The sequence below is a fragment of the Pseudomonas sp. AK106 genome, from assembly GCF_053903055.1.
This window is the reverse complement of record NZ_CP096426.1, coordinates 4,685,312-4,707,075: the sequence shown is the minus strand read 5'-3', so window position 1 is coordinate 4,707,075 and position 21,764 is coordinate 4,685,312. Positions and strand designations below refer to the sequence as shown.

Genomic DNA, 21,764 nt, shown 5'->3' with positions numbered 1-21,764 from the left:
TCAGCGGCGAACCAGCAAAACCCCCGACTCCATGTGATGGGTATACGGAAACTGATCAAACAGCGCGCACCGCTCGACCCGGTGGGTGTCGTGCAGTTGTGCGATGTTGGCGGCCAGGGTTTCCGGGTTGCACGAGATGTACAGGATGCGCTCAAAACGTCGCGTCAGCTCGCAGGTGTCCGGGTCCATGCCGGCGCGGGGCGGGTCGACGAACACGCTGCCGAAGTCGTAGCTTTTCAGGTCGACACCGGCCAGACGACGGAACGGGCGCACCTCATTCAGGGCTTCTGTCAGCTCCTCAGCCGACAGTCGCACCAGCGACACGTTATCCACAGCGTTGTCCGCCAGGTTACTCAGCGCCGCGTTGACCGACGTCTTGCTGATCTCGGTCGCCAGCACCTTGCGCACGCGGGTCGCCAACGGCAGCGTGAAGTTGCCATTGCCGCAATACAGCTCCAGCAAATCATCGTCGCGGTCGCCCAGCGCGTCATACGCCCAGCTCAGCATTTTCTGGTTCACCGTGCCGTTCGGCTGGGTGAATGCGCCCTCCGGCTGGCGATAACTGAAAGTCCGGCCAGCGACGTCCAGCTGCTCGGTTACGTAATCACGGCCAATCACCAGTCGCTGCCCTTTCGAGCGGCCAATCACACTGACCTTCAGATCAGCCGCCAATTGCTCGGCCTCGACTTGCCAGGCCTCGTCCAGCGGGCGGTGATAGCACAGGGTGATCATGCCGTCACCGGCCAGCGTGGTCAGAAAGTCCACCTGAAACAGCTTGTGATTGAGGGTCTTGCTGGCCTCCCAGCGATCCCGTAGCACCGGCATCAGCGTGTTGATCTGCTGGCTGGCGATGGGGAAGTCGTTGATCAGGATCGGCGTGTGCTTGTCGCCCGGCGCGAACATCGCATAGTGACGCTTGCCGTCGTCGCGCCACAGGCGGAACTCGGCGCGCAGGCGGTAGTGCTCGCGCGGCGAATCGAAGACCTGAGGCTCGGGCGCCTCGAAAGGCGCCAGTAGCTCGCGCAGGCGCGTGGCCTTCTCATCGAGCTGAGCGGCGTAGTTTGCAGGGTCGAACGTAGAACTCATGGATAAAAGCCCAGCTTGATCACGAACAGAATCGACAGCACCACCAGCGCCGAATTCAGCTCGCGGCCCCGGCCCGACAACAGCTTGATCACGGTCCAGGAAATGAAGCCAAAGGCGATGCCGTTGGCGATCGAATACGTGAATGGCATGGCCAGTGCGGTGATCACCACAGGTGCTGCTTCAGTGATGTCGTCCCAGTTGATTTCAGCAAGGCCCGAGGTCATTAACACAGCCACGAACAGCAGGGCAGGGGCGGTGGCGAATGCTGGAACGCTGCTAGCCAGCGGCGCGAAAAACAGCGCCAGCAGGAACAATACCGCAACCACGATAGCCGTCAGACCGGTCCGCCCACCAGCACTCACGCCCGCAGCCGATTCGATGTAACTGGTGGTGGTCGAGGTGCCCAGCAGAGACCCGGCCATGGCCGCGGTGCTGTCGGCGATCAGCGCACGGCCCATCTTCGGCATGTGGCCGTCCTTGCCCATCAGGCCCGCGCGCTTGGCGACGCCGATCAGGGTGCCGGAGTTGTCGAACAGGTCGACGAACAGAAAGGAAAAAATCACGCTGACCAGACCGATGTTCAGTGCGCCGGGAATGTCCAGCTGCAGGAAGGTCGGCGCCAGCGAAGGCGGCATCGACACCACGCCGCCAAACGGCGAGAAGCCCATCACAATAGAGATGATGGTGACGGCCAGAATGCCGATCAGCACGGCGCCGCGCACTTTCAAAGCTTCTAGGGCCACGATCAGCGCGAACCCTAGAGCCGCAAGAATCGGTGCCGGTTTGGCCAGATCGCCCAGGCCGACCATGGTGGCCGGGTTAGTCACCACGATTCCGGCGTTGTGCAGCGCAATCAGCGCCAGGAACAGGCCGATACCGGCGGCAATGGCCGAGCGCAGCGGCAGCGGGATGCTATTGATGATCCATTCGCGGATGCGGAAGATCGACAGCAGGAAAAACATCACTGCCGAAATGAACACCGCGCCCAGCGCCACTTGCCAGGTGTGGCCCATGTGCAGCACGACGGTGTAGGTGAAGAAGGCGTTCAGGCCCATGCCCGGCGCCAGTGCGATCGGGTAGTTGGCGATCAGCCCCATGACGGTGGAGCCGATGGCCGCCGCCAGGCAGGTAGCGACAAAGATCGCGCCCTTGTCCATGCCGGTCTCGCCAAGAATGCTCGGGTTTACGAACAGGATGTAGGCCATGGCCAGGAAGGTGGTGACCCCGGCCAGAATTTCGGTGCGCACATTGGTGTTATGTGCCCTGAGTTGAAACAACCGCTCCAGCATTTAAGGCTCCCCGGTGACGCACTCGCGCCCATTAACGAAATCGACTGAAACAGCAAAGCACAGATCGGGCCATGCTTCGCTGTGGGTCGCAAAAAGCCGCGCATCATACCAGCAGTCTTGGGAGGTTGGCTGCGGTCCGTCGCTCCTGACGCCGGACAGCTGTGCATGATGAGAGGCCCCCCGTCGGGTAATAACATTCGGGGAGTTTATGGCGGACTGTACGGACCGGACACATCGTTTACACGTGTACGGGGACATGGTTAACACTTTCTGGCGTATCCACTTCGTCGGAAAGCCATCATGCCTTGGAATACGAGAGACGCCATGAGCCTGAAAACTGAGTTCATTGCACTGGCTTTGTAACCTGGCAGCAATAAGAGGGAGCTGTGCCGACGCTTCGGTATCAGCGCTCCTACAGCATACAAGTGGCTCAAACGCTTTGAGCTGGATGGGGTTGCAGGCGCAGTCCCGGCGCCCGCGTTCCAACCCAAAATTGACCCAGGCTGATTTGGAGGCGGAGGTTGTAAAACTTCGCAGGGACCAACCTGCATGGGGCGGACGCAAGATCAGTAGCGTGCTGGGTAAGCGCATTGCTCCCAGCACGGTCACCAACGTTTTGCACCGCCACGGACTGATTTTGCCATCGGAGAATTTGCTGCAGGCGTCAGGTAGACGCTTCGCACACGAGGCGCCCAACGATCTCTGGCAGATGGATTTCAAAGGACATTTTGCGATTCAGCAGGGTCGCTGCCATCCACTGCCCTTGCTGGATGATCACTCTCGTTTCAACTTGGCGATCGAGGCCTGTGCCAATCAATAAAAGGGCACGGTCCAGCAAAGATAAACCGGCATATTCCGCCAGTTTGGCCTGCCTGCACGGCTCAATCTGGACAATGGAGCTCCTTGGGGCTCGCCGCGAAATCCCGGAGAGCTCTCAGAACTAAGCATCTGGCTGGTCCGCTTGGGCATTCGGGTCAGCTTCAGCCGTCCTCGCCACTCGCAAACTAACGGCAAACTGGAACGTTTTCATCGTTCACTCAAAGCCGAAGTACTCAGCGGACGCCACTTCCGCACACTTGCCGACGCCCAAGCTGCCTTCGACCGGTGGCGTGAGATATACAACCACCAACGGCCTCATGAAGCGCTAGGCCTTGAAGCCCACCCATGAGTCGATATCGGGCCAGTCCCCAGAGAGCGAGGAGCTGTTCAAAATCTATTTCTGCCACCCCCTACTGCGAACCATCAACATCAATCAGCCGGACTATGACTGATGATGTTTAAACGATGTCTCCGCACATGCGTAGACGATGTATCCGGTCTATACAGGCGGACGAAAAGCCCCTATCAGGCGATAAAATTCAACCCAGGATTTGTCGGTGCCGTGATTTCAGTTGTATCAAATTCATATGGATCTTCACGGAAAAAACCTGCGACCAATTGGTAGGAGTCTTTTGCCTCGTCGGGTATTTTTCCCCAAATGTCGTTGAGTGCCACCTGTTTATCTATTTTATCTATGATATGCAGCACCGATTCGTTGGGGTCTGAGAGTCGTCTGGCCGGTGTAACAATAGTCTCCTTCAATGAGACACTTAAATTTGTAATCTCTCCAGATTTGCCGCCGGATGAGTCCAGTGCCAAGTCGCTCAGAATGCCCTTCTTTGCATGTCTCTGGGGTTCAAAAGGATTGAGCTTGTCATCGGGAAGACGTGAATTGCTGTTTGCAGCATCTAGCCTGGCTCGATTCCTCCCGTAGGGACTCCCGCTGTCAAGTTGTCCGTTACGTAAGGTTAGCTGCTTAGGGGTTGCCTTGAATCTTTGGGCGGAAAATCTTGTTTGAACGTTTGGATCAAGTGCAAAGTTTTGATCCTTCACTCCAAAGTGTCCATGAGTACCGGCGTTGTTACGATTGGACATGGTGGCGTCTACGTAAAGTGTGTATTTAGCTTTTCGTTTTTTGGGGGGCGTCATACCCCCCGTCATTTTTTGACCTGATGCAGTCTTGGCAGAAATGCTTTTCTGCCAAGTTGCCACTGCGCTGCGGATCACAGATTGAGCCCGAGTTGCGATCCTTCCAACCTTGCTGCCCCCCCAGCGAAGAAGCCGCGCCCCGGCACTCAGAGCCGCTTTGACCGGCAGTATCAACGTCGTCATATCAATCACGAACGCGCCCCAATCCAGCTTCGCTGAAAGCTCGGGATCACTACGCTGCAAAGCCACACTTGCGATGGAAAGTGCGCTGCTCACAAGGGTTGCCCCTAAAATAAAGCCTGCAGCTATGAGCGAGAGTCCGCCGGTGGGAATTGCTAAAAGCACTGCAGCCATTGCTGTGAGAATGCCGACTCCGACCCAGATAATCGTCGATACCATCGACTCATCTCGTTCATCGGCAGACACCGGGTCCTTGGCGGGCGTCCAGGTCGTGATGAATTGATCCAGTGTCCTGATCATCTGTTCCTGGCCCCAGCGGCTGATCATTACATGGCCGTCAGGGTCGTACAGATTGACCGGATCTCCGCTGCAATAGGCGTAATCGTTCAACCCGCCGTAGCCGAAAGGACTCGCGCTGTCCGGTTTCTGGAACGCGCGCAGGGCGGGGTTGTAGGTTCGGTATCCATTGCCCAGGTGATAGTTGCCGGTCAGCGCGTCGCGGCGTGCGCCGTTGTAACCCAGGCCGCTGATCAAGGCTTGTTGCGCCGCCTCGTCGGACTCACCCCACGGCGTATAACAGACGCTGAATCGGCGCAGCCCTGTTACTGCATCGGGTTGGTACTCACTGGCGATGCCGTTCTGGGGGTCACTGAATGTGAAAACGGTCTGCTGGCCCGATGGCGTGAACTGTTGCACGGCCAGCCCGGCCTCTTCGTCGAAGCGAAGGCGTTTGATTTCTACTCCGTCCTTATTGCGCCAGATCTCACCGCACAAGGCATCACCGCTATAAATCAGAGCGCGGTTTTGCTGCGCTTGTTCATCCCACTGCAGGCTGAGCCTGTTTTCTTCGTCGTATTCATAACGGGTGATCAACTTCCCGTCCTTGCCAGTGACCGACGCCAAGCAACCGGTGGCGGTGTAGCTGAGCTTTCTACCCTGATCGTCCTGAATGAGGCTGCCGTTGGCATCGTAAGTCAGCGCCGCTTCAGTGCGGGTAGGGGCGCCGGTCACGCCTTTTTCGTTTGGCGGCGGGGTATCGATGGAAACGACTTTGATCCGTTGAGTCGGGTTGTCGTTGCTGTAGCTGTACTGCTGTTCCCGCTCGCTCTTGTCGCCATAAACAGTCTTGTAACTAACAAGATTATTAATGACGTCATATCCGTATTTCTGGCTACGAATGGACTTACTTGTAACGTCCACTGGGCCTTCGGTGTTGGCCTCATCGACTACCCATGACTCCAGCCGGTCGCGCGTATCGTAGGCAAAGGTTTCTTTCAAACAGACTTTGCCTTCACGAGTGACCACTTTCCCCGACAGTTGCCCGCTGGGCGTCCACTGCTGTTCATAACGTTCAACCTCCTTGCCATTGACCCAATAGCGGCGACAGGTTTCCTGCCCGAAGCCGTCGAATTCATGTTCTACGGACAACAGGTGGCCAGTTTGCAGGTCCCGCACGGTCACCCGCTCGCACTGGCCAAAGGCGTCGTACAGGTAGTAGTAATCGAGATGATCACGTCGCACACGGGTACGTCGATCGAGACGGTCGCGCCAAACAATGACCTGGCTCTCGCTGGGAAACTGACTGATGTATTCGGCGCCAAGCAGAGAGTGGTAAAAAGTCGAGTTAAGGACCTGCTCACTGCTCACCTGGCGTTGCTCGCCGATCATCCACTTGGATTCGGTTGACGTGAGTGTACTGGTTGACGTCCCACCCGAGCCGGTTTCTTGAAGCGCAGCCGTAACAGCTACCTTCAGTGGATCGTAAGTAAAGGTGGCCAATGTCGTATTAGTCGAAGTCGAAGCGGAAGTAGTCGTTGCCTTCCAGCTCAATGTGTTTCCATCCGTGGATCGTTCACTGAACAGCTGCGTCTTGTCGGGCATTTCCACGTTGGAAATTTCGCCGTTTTTGTAGGTGAAAGCGTAAGCCCTTTTGCCTACCTCGCGGCTCGCGACCCGCGTCTGGGCTTCGAGGGTCTGTTTTCCGATCACGATTTCCTTATCGTCCTTACCCGGCCCGGTCACACTCAGTCGCGTTGCAACGGTGCCCATGCCGCCATAACTGCGCTGGACCGTAGTGCCGTCCGGCGCTGTCCACATAATCGGCCGATCCAGATCGTCGTAGGCCACTTTGAAGTTCTGAGTTGCCCCGGCGGCAGTGTTGTTGAGCTCGATCACTCGCCCAAGCGTATCGAACGTCATTTCACTGCTGAAGTTTGCAGGCTGCGAAGCGGCAGCTTGACCGGGCAGTTGCGCCGACTCGGTCTGCACCACGGTGCCATTTTTCAAGTTTTTCTGCGCGTGCTTGCGGATCAAGCGCGGACCGCTTGCGTCACCCACGGTGGTGTCAATGAGCGAATGCGATACAACGCCGGTGGTGGGTTTCTCATCCGACTCTTTTGAACCCGTCCAGAACCAGTCGCGCAACTGCTTCGGCTCTGTTGCCAGGTCGATCTGGCGCTGCAACCCGCCAGGCAGGTAGTCCAGCGTCAAACGGTCATTTTGGATCGGGCAGAAGTTGCCCGCGGAAAGATCGTTTCCCGCCATCCTTTGCTGCTCGGTGCGCACCAGCTGCTGCAGCCCATCGAAATAGGCGCGCCGGTATTTGCCACCTTGTTGCGCACGGTCGATGACTGTCACACAGCTGCCGCCCAGCTGATCCTCATAGCCCATTTCGAGATCGACGAATGCCTTGTCTGTGCGTTTGTCCAGGTCGTTCTGCGCGCTGTTGTTTGGCCAGGTGGTTTCTCGTGTGACGCGCCCCAAGGCATCGTATTCAAAGCGCGTCTGTTTTTTGCTGCGGGTCTGGCGCAAAATCCGACCGCTATAGAGAGAGCGCAATTCACTCGACAGCCAAATGTCGTCTTTCTCGGCGTCGCTGGTACGTGACTGCATTACGACATTCGTGACGCCAGCTTTGACAGTGGGAGTCGCCGTCTGGGTGGTAACGAGCTGGAGTTTCTCGGTACTCCAGTAGCGCCGCTCGGTGACGATGGTCTTCGTCTGAGTGTCAGTGCTGGTTTCTGCCGTGGTCTGGCAGTGGACTTCAGCAAAATCCCGGCCCTTGGCCAGACCCAATGTCCAGGCTGTGTCGGGGGCCTTAATAACCTCGTTGAGGTTGGTCACCGTCACGCCTTTGAGCACCACCACCGTGTCCACTTTCAATGTGCCGGAGTTTCCCCCAGATGGGACGTAGCCATAAAGGATAAGGCTCAATGGCTGAATCTCTTCATTGCGACGCTCGCCAAATGTCTGATACTGAAACTCAGCCATCACCTGTCTTTTCATGCTGGCAGAAATCGCCGGGGCGCAGAGGCGCAGAGAACCTGTGGTTGATGTCTTTCCCCAATTCTCCGCTTTCCACTTCTTGTCCAATAATCCTAGCAAGTCCGGGCTGTTGCCGCCCTTCTCCGGATAGTACGCCCAGATTGATTTTGCCTGATCAGCGGCGTCACCCGTGTTCAGCCGACCGTCAGCGGCATACGTGAACGATTGAGTGGCGGTTGCGGACGATGCGCTCATGATTGGCTCTCCACAGGAGTGACCTGGGAGGCCTCCTGGTAATCAGTGGTAATGCTTGCAGGCAACCCAAAGCTGGGTTCATTCCTGTTATTAACAAAACTGTATTGCCAAGACGTCGTTTTAGAAGCGCCTTCTGGGGAAGTCTCTTCTTCTTTCACCTGCAAATGCAACGCGTTCCAGGTTCGTTTGATGCAGCTTCCTTGGTAGGCTGTTTCAGAGGTCCAGTACAAATACTGTTGTCCCCAGAGTATTGCCAAGTGCGGATATATGTAGGCATCGGCCTTATTGTCGCCGCGGCCGAGGTAATTGTTATCCGAGTAACCCCAGTCCGTGCGCAGAGGCGTTGCATTGACGCCCGGAGAGACAATATGGGTAGTGACCCGCGGCAGCGGGAATTTCTCGGCACCATCGATCGTTGGGAATCGCATGCCACCCGCCTCATAGAAAACTTTTTCCAGTGAACCGTCAGATTCGAGAATGCTGGTAAGTACACGGTCGAGAGTCGGATCAGCGCTATACCCATATTCGACGATCTGCGCCGGAATATTTACAGTGTTTGATCGGGCAATTGTTTTAAGCAGATAGTTGTTCATATGCAATGTCACAACATAGGCGTCAGAGGTGTCTGGCCAGATCGTAAATGTAGCTGTGGACTGAATGCCTGCTGTTTCAGTTGGCGCTGTAGCTGGGGTGTAGGTTGCGGAAAAAAGCAAAGCTTCATCCGTAGTCTTTACCGTTTCGAGCAAGTATTGCCCGCCTTCACGCTTCCAGTTGAGTTTTAATGCTCCTCCAAAATCAGACGTTATCTTGGAAGGCACATATTGAAGCTCAGGCCGGGACCAATAATCAATTTCGGACTTGACTCTATTGAGAAGTTCTGGACGTCTCTTCTCCCAGTATGCTTCCCAGTTTGCAACAGCGCGCTGCTTTTCGATCTCAGTTTTGAGGGCCTGCTCTCGCATACCCGGAAAACAGCCGATGAATATTAAAATTGCATTTTGATACCAGGTTTCGTTTTTGAGCGGATGCGTAGAGGCGATGAATTCCGGGATTTTTCGCTGCGCCTCTTTGAGTTTTTCAATCACGGTTTTGACAAACGCTTCGTTATGCTCGCTTGAATTTCCTGACGCTTTGGCAAGGGTCTCTTTGCTCCCCGATGGCATCAGAATCTCGATCGACTCCAACTCGCTACTGGAAGTCGCTGCAGTCGCTGTGATCGAGTAGCCAAGCTGGCTTACCGATTCCCCTTTTTTTAATAATGCCAGTTCTGCTTCAGAAAACTGAATTGTCTGGCCATTGCTCAATGTGAGTAGGCGGGGACGGCTGTCGTACCATGAGAAATTGAACGCCCAGCCGTCGCCCAGCCCGGATTCATTGGCGCGCAGTGGTGAGTAATGCAGTGTCAGGTCACAGGTCGGGCCTTTACCGTCAAGTCCAGTCAGCCTGGCGAGAGGGTAATGGGCGTTGAACAAGCCGGTTCGCGGGTCAACACCGGTGCTGTTTAGACCGCTGACGTCGAAAACTTCGGAACGGAAGGTGTTGCCGTAGTCTTCGCAGAGGGGGGGAACTGGAGTTTTGCCTTCATCGGGAATGAAATGGTCTAGAGAAATAGCAGTTTTTCGTTGCCAGATGCCCCGTTCATTAGTCACTCCGCAATGCCCAATTATAATTGGCGCATTATTGGGCGAGTCCGGTACGTAGAGAGACGCAACCTGCCATCCGGTACTTTGTACGTCGATGCTCAAAATCCTGATTCCTCTTGCCCTTGCTGCTGGTGTTAGCTGAATTATCAATAGGTGGTTTGAAGCATAGTTTCCGGTGTTAATCGATAGCGAATGAGAAGATGTTAATAGTGGGGTATTCGTTGATTTGACAATGCGCTCATCAACGGCCACATACCAAGCCCGTCGTAATTTGGGAGAAGAGTAGTTGTTCATAATAAGTAGTCTAGGCTGCTCTGATCGTTTAAGCGCGTTGAATACTTCCTGTGCCCACTGGGTGCTGAAGTCGCCGTTTTTGACGTCTTCACCGTGTGTATCCACGACTGGATTTTTAGGGGGCGAGTCGTAGATGTTGGAGAGGCTGATTGGGTTGTGATAGGCGAAATCTTCATCTGTTTCATCTGTATCATCTGTATCATCTGTATCATCTGTATCATCGGGAAGATGTATATTGAATGTCTGAGCCCACTTAACCAAAGAGGTGAATGTCTGTATCGAATCAAACATGAGTGCTAAATTATGCTGGGGGTCGAATCCCATCTGTTGTGCCAATAGAAATTTTTTAAATATATCTGATATGTAGAGTTGCGCGTGGAGGGGGGTATCAACAAGAGATCCTTGAATGTCAGCTGACACTAGCAATGAATTTATATCTATCTTCAGGAAAGTATCCAGATGGTTGTCGTGTATTTTTTTGATAATCTCACGCCATGCGGGAAGAGCTTGCAGTTCGTCACCTGAGAAGTATTCATACTCATCGATCACTATTTTTTCGAGTTCGTTTATTATTTCATTGACTTTATGTTCTTGTTCCGGAATTTGGCTTCCATATATTAAGCTAATACCAAGTTCTGATGATGATGGCATGCTAATAAAGGCTTTGCGCCCCTCAGCTTTTTCGGCTGCGCTTTTGTTTAGGAAAGACTTCGCAGATGTACGAATATAATTTTTTTCTTCAATCTTTGATTGAGCAGCTAAAATCTCTGTCAATTCCGTAAGCTGCGCTTCAGTCTCGTTCAACGTTTTAGGTGTGCTTGGCCTTGCGACGAAAGAATATACTTCGCGTTGTGTGTGGTTATGTATCAGTCGAAGCTCCAATGAACCTCGCATGTTTTTGGTGGGGGCATTGAGCCCGACAGATGTCTCTGTCCAGTTCCGCGCTGAAGGCTCAGTCGTAAACACCCGCAACGAAGCCCCCACCTCCCAAATCGAAGCAGTCAGCTCTCCCTTAGCAATCTCACCCAGCCGCTGACTCTTGGTCCCCATCGAAACATATTGGCTCAGCGCTGAGGCAGTCAGCGATTTGGCCCAAGCCCCCACCCAATTCTCCTTTTTACGTTCGCTCTCAGTAGCGGGCGTGAAGCAATGGGGCTTGATGAGTTCGGCGTTGGAGTAATCATCCCAGACAAAGGTGTAGATCGATTCACCTTCGGCCAGATCGTTTTCCGCCGTCACAGTCTGCTGTGTCCACCAGGTCACCGGCGTCAGGGTAACGGCCAGATCCGAACACTGTGGGATCCACAAACTGTTTTGTTTATCTTCCGCCTTGATTTGCCCGTCCGCCTGCATCACGCCAGCGCGCAGCATCAAGCCGTCGCGGTTGATCTGAGAGCACAGTTCTGTTGTCCACTGCGCAGGCGCGAGTGATTTGGGGCCAGGGGAGAAAATATGCGTCTCGTACAGGTATTGCGATGTGATGTCGCGCACCTGCACCCACAATGTGGTATCGGCGTTAAGCGTGATGTTGCTCAGCGTGAGTGTCTGCACCCAGTTGTTGCGACAGGCAGCGGTAGAGAACGCGCGGTTGTTTCGGCTGTAGTGCCACAGCCGATTCAGTTCGGATTTACCGACAATATCCAGGCTCACAAATTTTTCCGGCGACTCACTGCGACTCAGGCTCGTGAAGTCGCCCTCGTCATTCCAGCCTCCGGCCCTGATTTGCTTCGCATGCTCGTTGATGTATTTAGCGAACGCTTCCGGCCATTGTGTTCCCAGGCAGTTGCTCTCGTCGGAAGTGAATGTGACGTGCTCCAGAGGTTCGCCATCTTCTAGCCGAATAAGCCAGGCATGAAGCATCTCGCCAACTTCAAGGTCGCGATCGGCCAGTAGATAAGACGGACTAAGCCACGAGTTTTCCGGAACGCCTAACTCATCGGGTTCATAACCGGTCATGTCAGGCAGGCCGGTATCCGGCACTTTGACCAAGCTTGCCGTTAGGCTGAGCACACATGGGGGGGCGGCACTTTCACATTGTTCTACTGGCGTTGATATGCTCGGTGTCACAACAGTGCCGCTTGAGGTCAGCACCAATTCCAATTCTGAGTTCCGAGGGATCCATAGCGCGGTGTTGTCACCACCGGGAGCAAACTCCAGCACTGATCTTGCGTTCCAGTCGCCGGCTTTGATACGGGCTGATTTTTTGATGATTAGTTTACAAAGATCTTCTTGCCATTGCGCCGCACTCAGGCGGTTCGGTTCTGGCGTAAAAGAATGCGTTTCATACACCGTTCCAGAGCTTTGATCCCGGACGACGATCGCCAGTTGTGAACCCGAACCCAAATCGATCTTGTTCAGCGTCAGATACTTGATCCAGTTGCTCTTGTTGGGAAGGGTTGTATACAGTCTGTTGTCTTCACCCTCGTGCCATAGCCGATTGCTGGTCGGGAGGGACTCATATTGCCATCCGCTTACCTCTGTGCCCGAGAGCCGGACTGGATATTTCAAATATGACGGATCATGCTCACCAGCCTGAATCTGGTCACCATTCATCCAAGTGTTATAGGCAAGGTATCGTGGCCAGATGTCTCGCAGCGTCGCTTCAGGCGCCGTGGGGTACCACCAATGCACCCTCATGGATTTTCCGGTCGTTTTTTCGACCAGATGAAGATAGATAGCTTCATTGAGGCGAAGATCCCGATCGGCTTCTTCGATATAGCCGTCGTTTAACCAGGCTTTTCCATCATGGATAAATTTTTCGGGATTGAGGCTCGGAGTGGTTCCAAAGATGGGTTCTTTTATCGCCAGCCCTAGCAAGTCTTGGGTTTTATCTTCTTGGCTCATCACTTGGCTCCATGTTCGTTCAAATGCATGAGTCAAGATTAGTTACGCCTATATTCACCGCATCACCGTCCATCGCACCCGCTAGGCCGAGTCTTCATTGCTGTTATCGCGAACCGAAATAACGGCTTGAGGCGTCGGTCCATCAGCATGCTCATCACAAACCCTGAACGTTTCCGAAACCGCACAAGTCGTACCCCTTAAGACGCAGATCACTGCGCTGATCGAGTACCTACCGTGAGGCTTCCCATGAGTGCAATCAATCAACCGGCCATCGCAGGGCATTCCATCGCCCTGACGTTGAACGGCCAGACCCGACAAGTGGACGTGCAGCCCTGGACCACGCTGCTGGATCTGCTGCGCGAGCAGCTCGATCTGGTCGGCACCAAAAAGGGCTGTGACCACGGCCAATGCGGTGCATGCACCGTGCTGCGCGATGGCAAACGCATCAATGCGTGCCTGACCCTGGCGATCATGTGTGACGGCGCCGAGCTGACCACGATCGAAGGGCTTGCCGAAGGCGACACGCTGCACCCGATGCAGCAAGCGTTCATCAAACATGACGCCTTCCAGTGCGGCTACTGCACGCCCGGGCAGATCTGCTCGGCAGTCGGCCTGGCCAACGAAGGCCGCGCCAGCACCGACGACGAAGTGAAAGAACTGATGAGCGGCAACCTGTGCCGTTGCGGCGCCTACAGCAACATCCGCGCGGCGGTGGTGGAAGTCTTGCCATCGATGAATGCCGCACCGGGTCAGGGAGGGCGCGGCCAATGAATCCCTTCAGCTACAGCAAGCCTTCCGACATCGCTCAGGCGGTCAATCTTGCAGGTCCTGCCAGCCGGTTCATCGCAGGCGGTACGAACCTGCTGGATTTGATGAAAGAAAACGTCGCCCGCCCCGAGCACCTGATCGACATCACCGGGCTGCCGCTCAAAGACGTCCGCGCAACCGACAGTGGCGGCCTGATGATCGGCGCGCTGGTGAGTAACGCCGACCTGGCCTGGCATCCGCTGATCGAGCGCGATTATCCGCTGCTGTCCCAAGCCATTCTGGCGGGCGCCTCGCCGCAGTTGCGCAACATGGCGAGCACCGGTGGCAACCTGTTGCAGCGCACCCGCTGCTACTACTTCTACGACTCAACCGTGCCGTGCAACAAGCGCGAGCCTGGCACGGGTTGCCCGGCGAAAGAGGGCCTGAACCGCATCCACGCGATCCTGGGCGCCAGCGATGCCTGCGTCGCGACTCACCCCTCGGATATGTGCGTGGCCCTGGCTGCGCTCGAAGCCCGCGTCCACGTCCAGGGGCGCGCCGGTGCACGGGTGATCGAGTTCGCTGACTTCCATCGCTTGCCGGGAGATGCGCCGCAGCGCGACAACCAGCTCGCCGACGATGAACTGATCACCGCTGTCGAGCTGCCAGCGCCACGTTTTCAGCAGCACAGCCACTACCTGAAAATCCGTGACCGCGCCTCTTACGCCTTTGCCCTGATCTCAGTGGCCGCTGCTGTCGAGCTTGATGGCGATGTCATCCGTGACGTGCGCATCGCCCTGGGTGGCGTGGCGCACAAACCTTGGCGCGACACGGCCGTCGAGCAGTCGCTCAAAGGTCAGCCGGTCTCGCGGGAAAACTTTGTTGCCGCCGCCGACGCGATGCTGCGCGACGCTCAGCCGCTGGCGCACAACGCTTTCAAGATCAAGCTGGCCCGCCGCGCGATCGTTCGCGCCTTGAGCGATGCCACCTTGGGAGGAACTGTTTAATGAACGCCAATACACCCACCCCGGGAACGGCCTCCGCGCTGGGCCAACCGATGGACCGCGTCGATGGACGCCTGAAAGTCACCGGCCAGGCCCGCTACGCCGGCGAGTACCCGGAGGCAGGCTTGCTGCATGCCAGCGTGGTCTCCAGCACTATCGCCTTGGGTCGCGTCGTGCGTATCGATGCTTCGCAAGCGCTGGCGGTTCCTGGCGTGATCGCGGTTATCGATCACACCAATCGCCCGCACATCGCCAGCTATGACGAGGACTATCAGGACGCCGACGCCGCCGAAGGGTCGCCGTTCCGCCCGTTCTACAACGACCACGTGCTTTACAGCGGCCAGCCTCTGGCGCTGGTGGTGGCAGACACCCTTGAACTGGCTCGGCATGCCGGCTCCCTCGTGCGCATCGAGTACGAAACCAAGCCGCACCAGACCGACCTCAGTGTGGGTCAGAGTGACGCCCACACCGCGCCGGCCGAAACGCCGAAACCGCGTGGGGATTTTTCGGGCGCATTCGCCCAGGCGGCGGTCACGGTCGACAGCCACTACAGCACGCCCAACGAACACCACAACCCGATGGAGCCGCACGCCTCCACGGTGTTCTTCAAGGCTGACGGCAGCCTGGAGATCCACGATAAAACCCAAGGCACGCAGAACTGCCAGGACTACCTGCACAGTGTGTTCGGTCTGGAGAAAGAGAAGATCCGCATTCTCGCCGCTTTTGTCGGTGGCGCCTTCGGTTCCGGTCTGCGTCCGCAATACCAGTTGCCGCTGGCCGTCATGGCGGCATTGAAGCTCCAGCGTTCGGTGCGTCTGACCCTGACCCGCCAGCAGATGTTTACCTTCGGCTATCGTCCGCAAACCTTGCAGCACATGCGGCTCGGGGCGTCGAAAGACGGCAAGCTGATGGCGGTGGCCCACGACGCCATCGGTCAGACCTCGCGCTTTGAAGACTTTGCCGAGCACGTCGTTGAATGGAGCGGCATGCTCTATCAGTGCGACAACGTGGCATTAAGCTACAAGCTCGCGCCGCTGGACGTTTACACGCCGCTGGACATGCGTGCACCGGGCGCCGCTTCCGGCATGGTCGCGCTGGAATGTGCGATGGACGAGCTGGCCATTGCGGCCGGTATCGACCCGGTGCAGCTGCGAGTGGTCAACTTTGCCGACAGCAACGGCAACGAAGGCAAGCCGTATTCCAGTAAAGAACTGCTGGCGTGTTACGAACAAGGCGCCGAGCGTTTCGGCTGGAGCAAGCGCAACCCCGAGCCGCGCAGCATGCGTCAGGGCCGGCAACTGGTGGGTTGGGGCATGGCCGGCGGTGTATGGGAAGCCATGCAGATGCCCGCCAGCGCCAAGGCCAGTATCGACAGCAGCGGCAAGATCACCGTAAGCAGCGCCACCACCGACATCGGCACTGGCACTTACACGGTCATGACCCAGATCGCCGCTGAGGCCGCTGGCGTGAAGCCTGAGGACGTCACCTTCGTACTGGGTGATTCGTCGCTGCCGACGTCGCCATTGCAGGGTGGCTCGTTCACGGTGTCGTCCGTGGGCACGGCGGTGCAGCAGGCCTGTCGTGCCTTGCGCGCCAAGTTGCTCGACGCCGTGCGCATGGCGCATCCGCAACACGCGGTGGTGGACATGGCCGATGTTGTCTGTGGCGACGGTTACTTGCTCATCGACGATGAGCGTTTTGCTTACGCCGACATCGTCCGCGAGTCGTCCCACGAGACGCTTGAAGTGCAGATCGACGCCAAGCCTGACGACAAGCGCGAAGGCTATTCGACGGCAACGCACTCGGCGGTATTCGTCGAAGTGCTGGTGGACGAAGACCTGGGCACTGTCCGCGTCAATCGGGTGGTCGACGCCGTTGCGGCGGGCCGTGTGGTCAATCCGAAAACCGCGCGCAGCCAGATTCTCGGCGGCGTGGTCTGGGGTATCGGTCAGGCGTTGCAGGAAGAAAGCCAGACCGACCACACCCTCGGGCGCTTCATGAACCACAGCCTGGCCGAGTATCACATTCCAGTGAACGCGGACATCGGCGAGATCGACGTGCTGTTCGTGGAAGAGAACGACAGCATCGTCAATGACCTGGGCTCCAAGGGTGTGGGCGAGATCGGCATCGTCGGCGTGGCCTCGGCCATTGCCAATGCCATCTACCACGCCACGGGCAAGCGGGTCCGGGAATTCCCGATTACGCTGGATAAAGTGCTGTAACCAACGCCGTATCTTGTGCCCTGATCGTTCTCACGCTCTGCGTGGGAACGATCATTTTCTCTGCTGTGCCCTCGAATCCCCCTCATTCAATGTCGCCCCAGTGCAAGCACAGGTCGCGCTGGTGCGCTTGTTGCTCAGGCCTGCTGCGTACCTTGCACCAACGCGGCAGCCACCGAATTGCCGTGGGTCTTCAAGCCTTGAAAAACTGCCGAAAAGAGCTGAATAAAATAACGAGCCGACCCGAGGAGCACCCATGAACTCATTTATTCGTCATATCAGTTGCGCTGTGTTGATGCTGAGCAGCAACGCCCTGATGGCTGCAGAAGCCGCCAAATGCCAAAACGTGCGCATGGGTGTGGTCAACTGGACGGACGTCGTCGCCACCAGCGCTGTTGCCGAAGTGCTGCTTCAGAACATGGGCTACGAGGTCAAACAGACCAGCGCCGCTCAGCAAATCGTCTTCGGCGGTTTGCGTGACGATCGGCTCGACGTATTCATGGGTTACTGGAAGCCGGCGATGGACAAGAACATCGCGCCGTTTGTGGCCGCCAATCAGGTCAAAGTCCTCGACGTGCCGAGCATGAGTGATGCCCAGGCAACCCTGGCGGTGCCGGATTACGTGGCGACAGGCGGATTAAAAACATTCGGCGATATCGCCAAATTCAAGGACAAACTGGGTGGCAAGATCTACGGCATCGAGCCCGGCACCGGCGCCAACGCCAACATCAAGAGCATGATCGAGAAGAACCAGTTCGGGCTCGGCGGTTTCCAGTTGGTCGAGTCCGGGGAGGCAGGCATGCTCGCGGCGGTGCAGCGTGCGATCAAGCGTAATGAATGGGTGGTATTCGTTGGCTGGACCCCGCACCCGATGAACATCAACATGAAGATCGCCTACCTGACCGGCAGCGAAGATGTGTTCGGGCCGGGTGAAGGCGCTGCGACCGTTTCCGTGGTCACGGCGCCGGATTACGCATCGCGCTGCCCGAACGTCAGCAAGCTGATGAGCAACCTGAAGTTCACGGCCGCTCAGGAAAGCCAGATGATGGTGCCGATCATGGACCGCAAGGCGCCAACCGACGTTGCTCGCCAGTGGCTCAAGGATCATCCTGAAGACATGAAGCGCTGGCTGGATGGCGTGACAACATTCGATGGCAAAGACGCAGCGTCCGCCGTGCAAGTGGCGGTGAACAAGTAACCAAGCACGCCTGGCCAAGGGCTCGGGCTGGAGCAGCCAATGCCCACGTCTTACCCGCTGTCCCCCGAAATGTCGGCGTTCGTGACCCATACCCTGAGTTTCAGCAGCACGTCCGAGGACATCAACGAGCAGCGCCGCGCGTATTCCCGGATGAGTGAAGCGTTCACGCCCACCCGTCCGGGGCAGCTCGATGTAAGGGACTTCGCCCTCGGCGGCGTGGCGGTGCGCAGTTACCGGCCTCAGCGGTTGTCCCTCGAACACCCGGCGCCGTGCGTGATGTACCTCCACGGCGGCGGCTGGGTGGTGGGCGATCTCGATTCCCACGACTTTCTGACCGCGGCACTGGCGGCCGACCTCAATGCCGTGGTCATCGCCGTGGATTACCGGCTGGCGCCCGAACATCCATTTCCCGCAGGGTTCGGCGACTGTCTGGCGGTCTGGCACGCCTTGCAGATACACGCACAGCGGCTGGACATCGACCCACGCCGTATCGCCATCGCCGGGGATAGCGCCGGCGGCAATCTTGCCGCTGCAGTGTGCCTGGCATTGCGCGATTCCGGTGAGCGCCAGCCGGTGGGGCAGGCGCTGATTTACCCGGAACTGGGCGGCGCCAACGATCTGCCGTCGCGCCATGAATGCGCCGACGCGCCGCTTCTTTCTACCGCTGAGCTGGCGTATTACCGGCAGCTCTACATGACGGCGGACGAACAATCGGCCTATGCCCGGCCACTCGACGCCGGAAATTTCAATGATCTGGCGCCTGCGTTCATTGCTGTCGCGCAGTTCGACCCCTTGCGTGATGACGGCGTCTGCTACGAGCGTGCATTGCGCGAAGCGGGTGTGCGCACCGAGTTCGATCCCGGGCTCGGGCTGCTTCACGGCAGTCTCAGGGCCAAAGGCCAGGTGCCGGAAGTGGACGCGCTTTATCAGCGGCTGGTTTGCGCGCTGTTGGGCTTTATTCGCGTTCCTTTGTAGGGCCTTGCACCTGGAGGTTTTAACTGCCGTGCTGCAGATTCGCCGCTCTGCTCTGCTTCCCGTCAACTGCACTGCCCTGAAAGGTGAGTCAACTCGCCACGCGACAAAAGACCACGCAGAGCAAGTGCCGAAATGGGACTACTCTTTCCATGTCAGCTGACCTGGATCAATACCTTGGCGTGTATTGGTCGAACTGGCCGCCTGACGCATCTCCCCGGTCGCCGACCTGAGTACGAAACCACGAGAACAACGGCCACACCTCGTACTCAATACACCGTGGGGGCAGTCGCTGCAGGCCCCAAGTCTGAAGCCAGTTCCACCTGATAGAGGAAGACCTATGTTCGGCTTAGAGGCGCTCGATCTCGCCCGAATCCAGTTTGCGTTCACTGTTTCATTTCACATTCTTTTCCCTGCCATCACCATTGGTCTGGCGAGCTTCCTCGCGGTGCTCGAAGGCTTGTGGCTGAAAACCCATGACAACACTTATCGCGACCTCTATCACTTCTGGTCGAAAATCTTTGCCGTCAACTTCGGCATGGGTGTGGTTTCCGGGTTGGTCATGGCCTACGAGTTCGGCACTAACTGGAGTCGCTTCTCCGATTTCGCCGGTGCTGTGACCGGGCCCTTGCTGACCTACGAGGTGCTCACGGCGTTCTTCCTCGAAGCGGGCTTCCTGGGCGTCATGCTGTTCGGCTGGAACCGTGTCGGTCGCGGCCTGCACTTCTTCGCCACGTCCATGGTCGCGGTTGGCACGCTGATTTCGACCTTCTGGATTCTGGCCTCCAACAGCTGGATGCAGACCCCGCAGGGCTTCGAGATCATTGATGGCCGCATCATCCCGGTGGACTGGTTCGCGGTGATCTTCAACCCGTCGTTCCCGTACCGCCTGATGCACATGGCAATCGCCGCCTTCGTCTCCACGGCGTTCTTCGTCGGCGCATCGGCGGCCTGGCATCTGCTGCGTGGTCGTGACAATCCGGCGATTCGCAGGATGCTGTCCATGGCCATGTGGATGGCGCTGATCGTTGCGCCAATTCAGGCCATGGTGGGCGACGCTCACGGCCTGAACACCCTTGAGCATCAACCGGCCAAGATCGCAGCGATCGAAGGTCACTGGGAGAACGTCGGTGACGAGCCGACCCCGCTGATCCTGTTCGGCATCCCGGACATGAAAGAAGAGCGCACCAAATACGCGGTCGAGATTCCGTATCTGGGCAGCCTGATCCTGACCCACAGCCTGGACAAGCAGATCCCGGCGCTGAAGTCCTTCCCGCCGGAAGACCGTCCGAATGCGCTGATCGTGTTCTGGTCGTTCCGCGTCATGGTGGCGCTGGGCATGCTGATGATCGCGGTCGGTCTGTGGAGTGCCTGGTTGCGCTGGCGCGGCGGGCTGTACACCAATCGCTGGTTCCTGCGGCTGGTCATGTGCATGGGGCCGGCCGGTCTGATTGCGATGCTGGCGGGCTGGTTTACCACCGAAATCGGGCGTCAGCCCTGGGTGGTCTACGGGATCATGCGCACGGCGAATGCCGTGTCCAGACACAGCGTTGAACAGTTGAGCATCACTCTGGTGCTGTTCGTGGTGGTGTATTTCCTGCTGTTCGGCACAGGCTTCGGCTACATGATGCGTCTGGTGCGCAAAGGGCCAAAAACCCATGAAGGCGACACGCCGGCACATGGCGGACCAGGGCAGAAACGCACCCCGGCGCGTCCTCTCTCTGCTGCTGATGAAAGCAGCACGGACCACCGTAAAGACAGCCTGACTGAGGGGAACTGAGCCATGGGTATCGATCTTCCACTGATCTGGGCCGTGATCATCATCTTCGGCGTCATGATGTACGTCATCATGGACGGCTTCGATCTGGGCATCGGGATACTGTTCCCGTTCATGAAGGACAAGACGGACCGCGACGTGATGATGAACACCGTCGCACCGGTCTGGGACGGCAATGAAACCTGGCTGGTACTCGGCGGGGCCGGCTTGTTCGGCGCCTTCCCGCTGGCCTACTCGGTCGTGCTCGAAGCGCTGTACCTGCCGTTGATCTTCATGCTGTTCGGGCTGATCTTTCGCGGCGTGGCCTTCGAGTTTCGCTTCAAGGCCACTGATATCAAGCGGCACCTGTGGGACAAGGCGTTCATCGGCGGTTCGCTGGTGGCGACATTCTTCCAGGGCGTGGCACTGGGCGCGTACATCGACGGCATTCCCGTGGTCGACCGAGCCTATGCCGGCGGCGGGCTGGACTGGCTGACGCCGTTCTCGATCTTCTGCGGCCTGGCGCTGATCGTGGCCTACGCATTGCTCGGCTGCACCTGGCTGATCATGAAGACCGAAGGGGCGTTGCAAAAAGCCATGCACGATCTGGCACGACCTTTGGCCCTGGCCACGCTGGTGGTCATGGCGATCGTCAGCCTGTGGACGCCACTGGCCCATCAGGCCATCGCCGATCGCTGGTTCAGCCTGCCAAACCTGTTGTGGTTCATGCCGGTGCCGGCGCTGGTCATGGTAACGATGTACGGCCTGTTCAAAGCGGTGGCGCGCAACGCCAACTACGCACCGTTCCTGTTGACGCTGGTGCTGATCTTCCTTGGCTACAGCGGTCTGGGCATCAGCTTGTGGCCGAACATCATTCCGCCAACCGTGTCCATCTGGGCCGCTGCCTCGCCGCCACAGAGCCAGGGTTTCATGCTGGTCGGTACGCTGTTCATCATTCCGCTGATCCTGGGTTACACGTTCTGGAGCTATTACGTATTCCGCGGCAAAGTCACCCACGAACACGGCTATCACTAGCAGCCAGTGG

The 21,764-nt window shown here is 57.4% G+C and carries 11 protein-coding genes and 1 pseudogene; 8 read left to right on the top strand and 4 right to left on the bottom strand.

The genetic code is table 11. The features are described from left to right. Nucleotides 1–1,086 carry a tRNA (uridine(54)-C5)-methyltransferase TrmA gene (gene trmA / locus M1E04_RS20695; protein ID WP_456291965.1) on the bottom strand — a complete coding sequence of 362 codons (1,086 nt, stop codon included), beginning with the start codon at nucleotides 1,084–1,086 and terminating at the stop codon, nucleotides 1–3. Further along, nucleotides 1,083–2,375 (bottom strand): NCS2 family permease, encoded by a 1,293-nt coding sequence (locus M1E04_RS20690; RefSeq protein ID WP_456291964.1) that lies wholly within the window; start codon nucleotides 2,373–2,375, stop codon nucleotides 1,083–1,085. The genes trmA and M1E04_RS20690 overlap by 4 nt, the downstream gene beginning before the upstream one ends. 300 nt (nucleotides 2,376–2,675) lie before the next feature. Here M1E04_RS20690 and M1E04_RS20685 point away from each other — a divergent pair. Beyond that, nucleotides 2,676–3,646, top strand: a pseudogene (locus M1E04_RS20685) (IS481 family transposase). 73 nt (nucleotides 3,647–3,719) lie between these two features. Here the strand turns inward: M1E04_RS20685 and M1E04_RS20680 are convergent. Continuing rightward, nucleotides 3,720–8,042 (bottom strand): RHS repeat-associated core domain-containing protein, encoded by a 4,323-nt coding sequence (locus tag M1E04_RS20680; protein WP_456291963.1) that lies wholly within the window; start codon nucleotides 8,040–8,042, stop codon nucleotides 3,720–3,722. Next, complete coding sequence (locus tag M1E04_RS20675; RefSeq protein ID WP_456291962.1) at nucleotides 8,039–12,823, bottom strand: hypothetical protein; 4,785 nt, start codon at nucleotides 12,821–12,823, stop codon at nucleotides 8,039–8,041. Before M1E04_RS20675 ends, M1E04_RS20680 begins: the two co-directional genes overlap by 4 nt. 246 nt (nucleotides 12,824–13,069) lie before the next feature. Here M1E04_RS20675 and M1E04_RS20670 point away from each other — a divergent pair, with 246 nt between their 5' ends. The 7 genes from M1E04_RS20670 to cydB all read left to right on the top strand — a co-directional run bounded on the left by M1E04_RS20670 (nucleotide 13,070) and on the right by cydB (nucleotide 21,754). Further along, the gene (locus M1E04_RS20670; protein ID WP_456291961.1) at nucleotides 13,070–13,594 is read left to right on the top strand and encodes a (2Fe-2S)-binding protein; all 525 of its coding nucleotides are present in this window, start codon (nucleotides 13,070–13,072) and stop codon (nucleotides 13,592–13,594) included. Continuing rightward, on the top strand, nucleotides 13,591–14,577 hold the full coding sequence (locus M1E04_RS20665) for an FAD binding domain-containing protein (RefSeq protein ID WP_272632586.1): 987 nt from the start codon (nucleotides 13,591–13,593) through the stop codon (nucleotides 14,575–14,577). The genes M1E04_RS20670 and M1E04_RS20665 overlap by 4 nt, the downstream gene beginning before the upstream one ends. Then, nucleotides 14,577–16,796, top strand: a complete 2,220-nt coding sequence (locus tag M1E04_RS20660) for a xanthine dehydrogenase family protein molybdopterin-binding subunit (RefSeq protein ID WP_456291960.1) — start codon at nucleotides 14,577–14,579, stop codon at nucleotides 16,794–16,796. Before M1E04_RS20665 ends, M1E04_RS20660 begins: the two co-directional genes overlap by 1 nt. Before the next feature lie 253 nt (nucleotides 16,797–17,049). Beyond that, nucleotides 17,050–17,991, top strand: a complete 942-nt coding sequence (gene choX / locus M1E04_RS20655) for a choline ABC transporter substrate-binding protein (protein ID WP_456291959.1) — start codon at nucleotides 17,050–17,052, stop codon at nucleotides 17,989–17,991. Nucleotides 17,992–18,030: 39 nt separating this feature from the next. Beyond that, nucleotides 18,031–18,966: an alpha/beta hydrolase gene (locus tag M1E04_RS20650; protein ID WP_456291958.1), complete on the top strand. Its 936-nt coding sequence runs from the start codon at nucleotides 18,031–18,033 to the stop codon at nucleotides 18,964–18,966. 337 nt (nucleotides 18,967–19,303) lie between these two features. Beyond that, nucleotides 19,304–20,743 (top strand): cytochrome ubiquinol oxidase subunit I, encoded by a 1,440-nt coding sequence (locus tag M1E04_RS20645; RefSeq protein ID WP_065987550.1) that lies wholly within the window; start codon nucleotides 19,304–19,306, stop codon nucleotides 20,741–20,743. 3 nt (nucleotides 20,744–20,746) lie between these two features. After that, nucleotides 20,747–21,754 carry a cytochrome d ubiquinol oxidase subunit II gene (gene cydB, locus M1E04_RS20640; protein WP_065987549.1) on the top strand — a complete coding sequence of 336 codons (1,008 nt, stop codon included), beginning with the start codon at nucleotides 20,747–20,749 and terminating at the stop codon, nucleotides 21,752–21,754. Nucleotides 21,755–21,764: the final 10 nt, after the last annotated feature.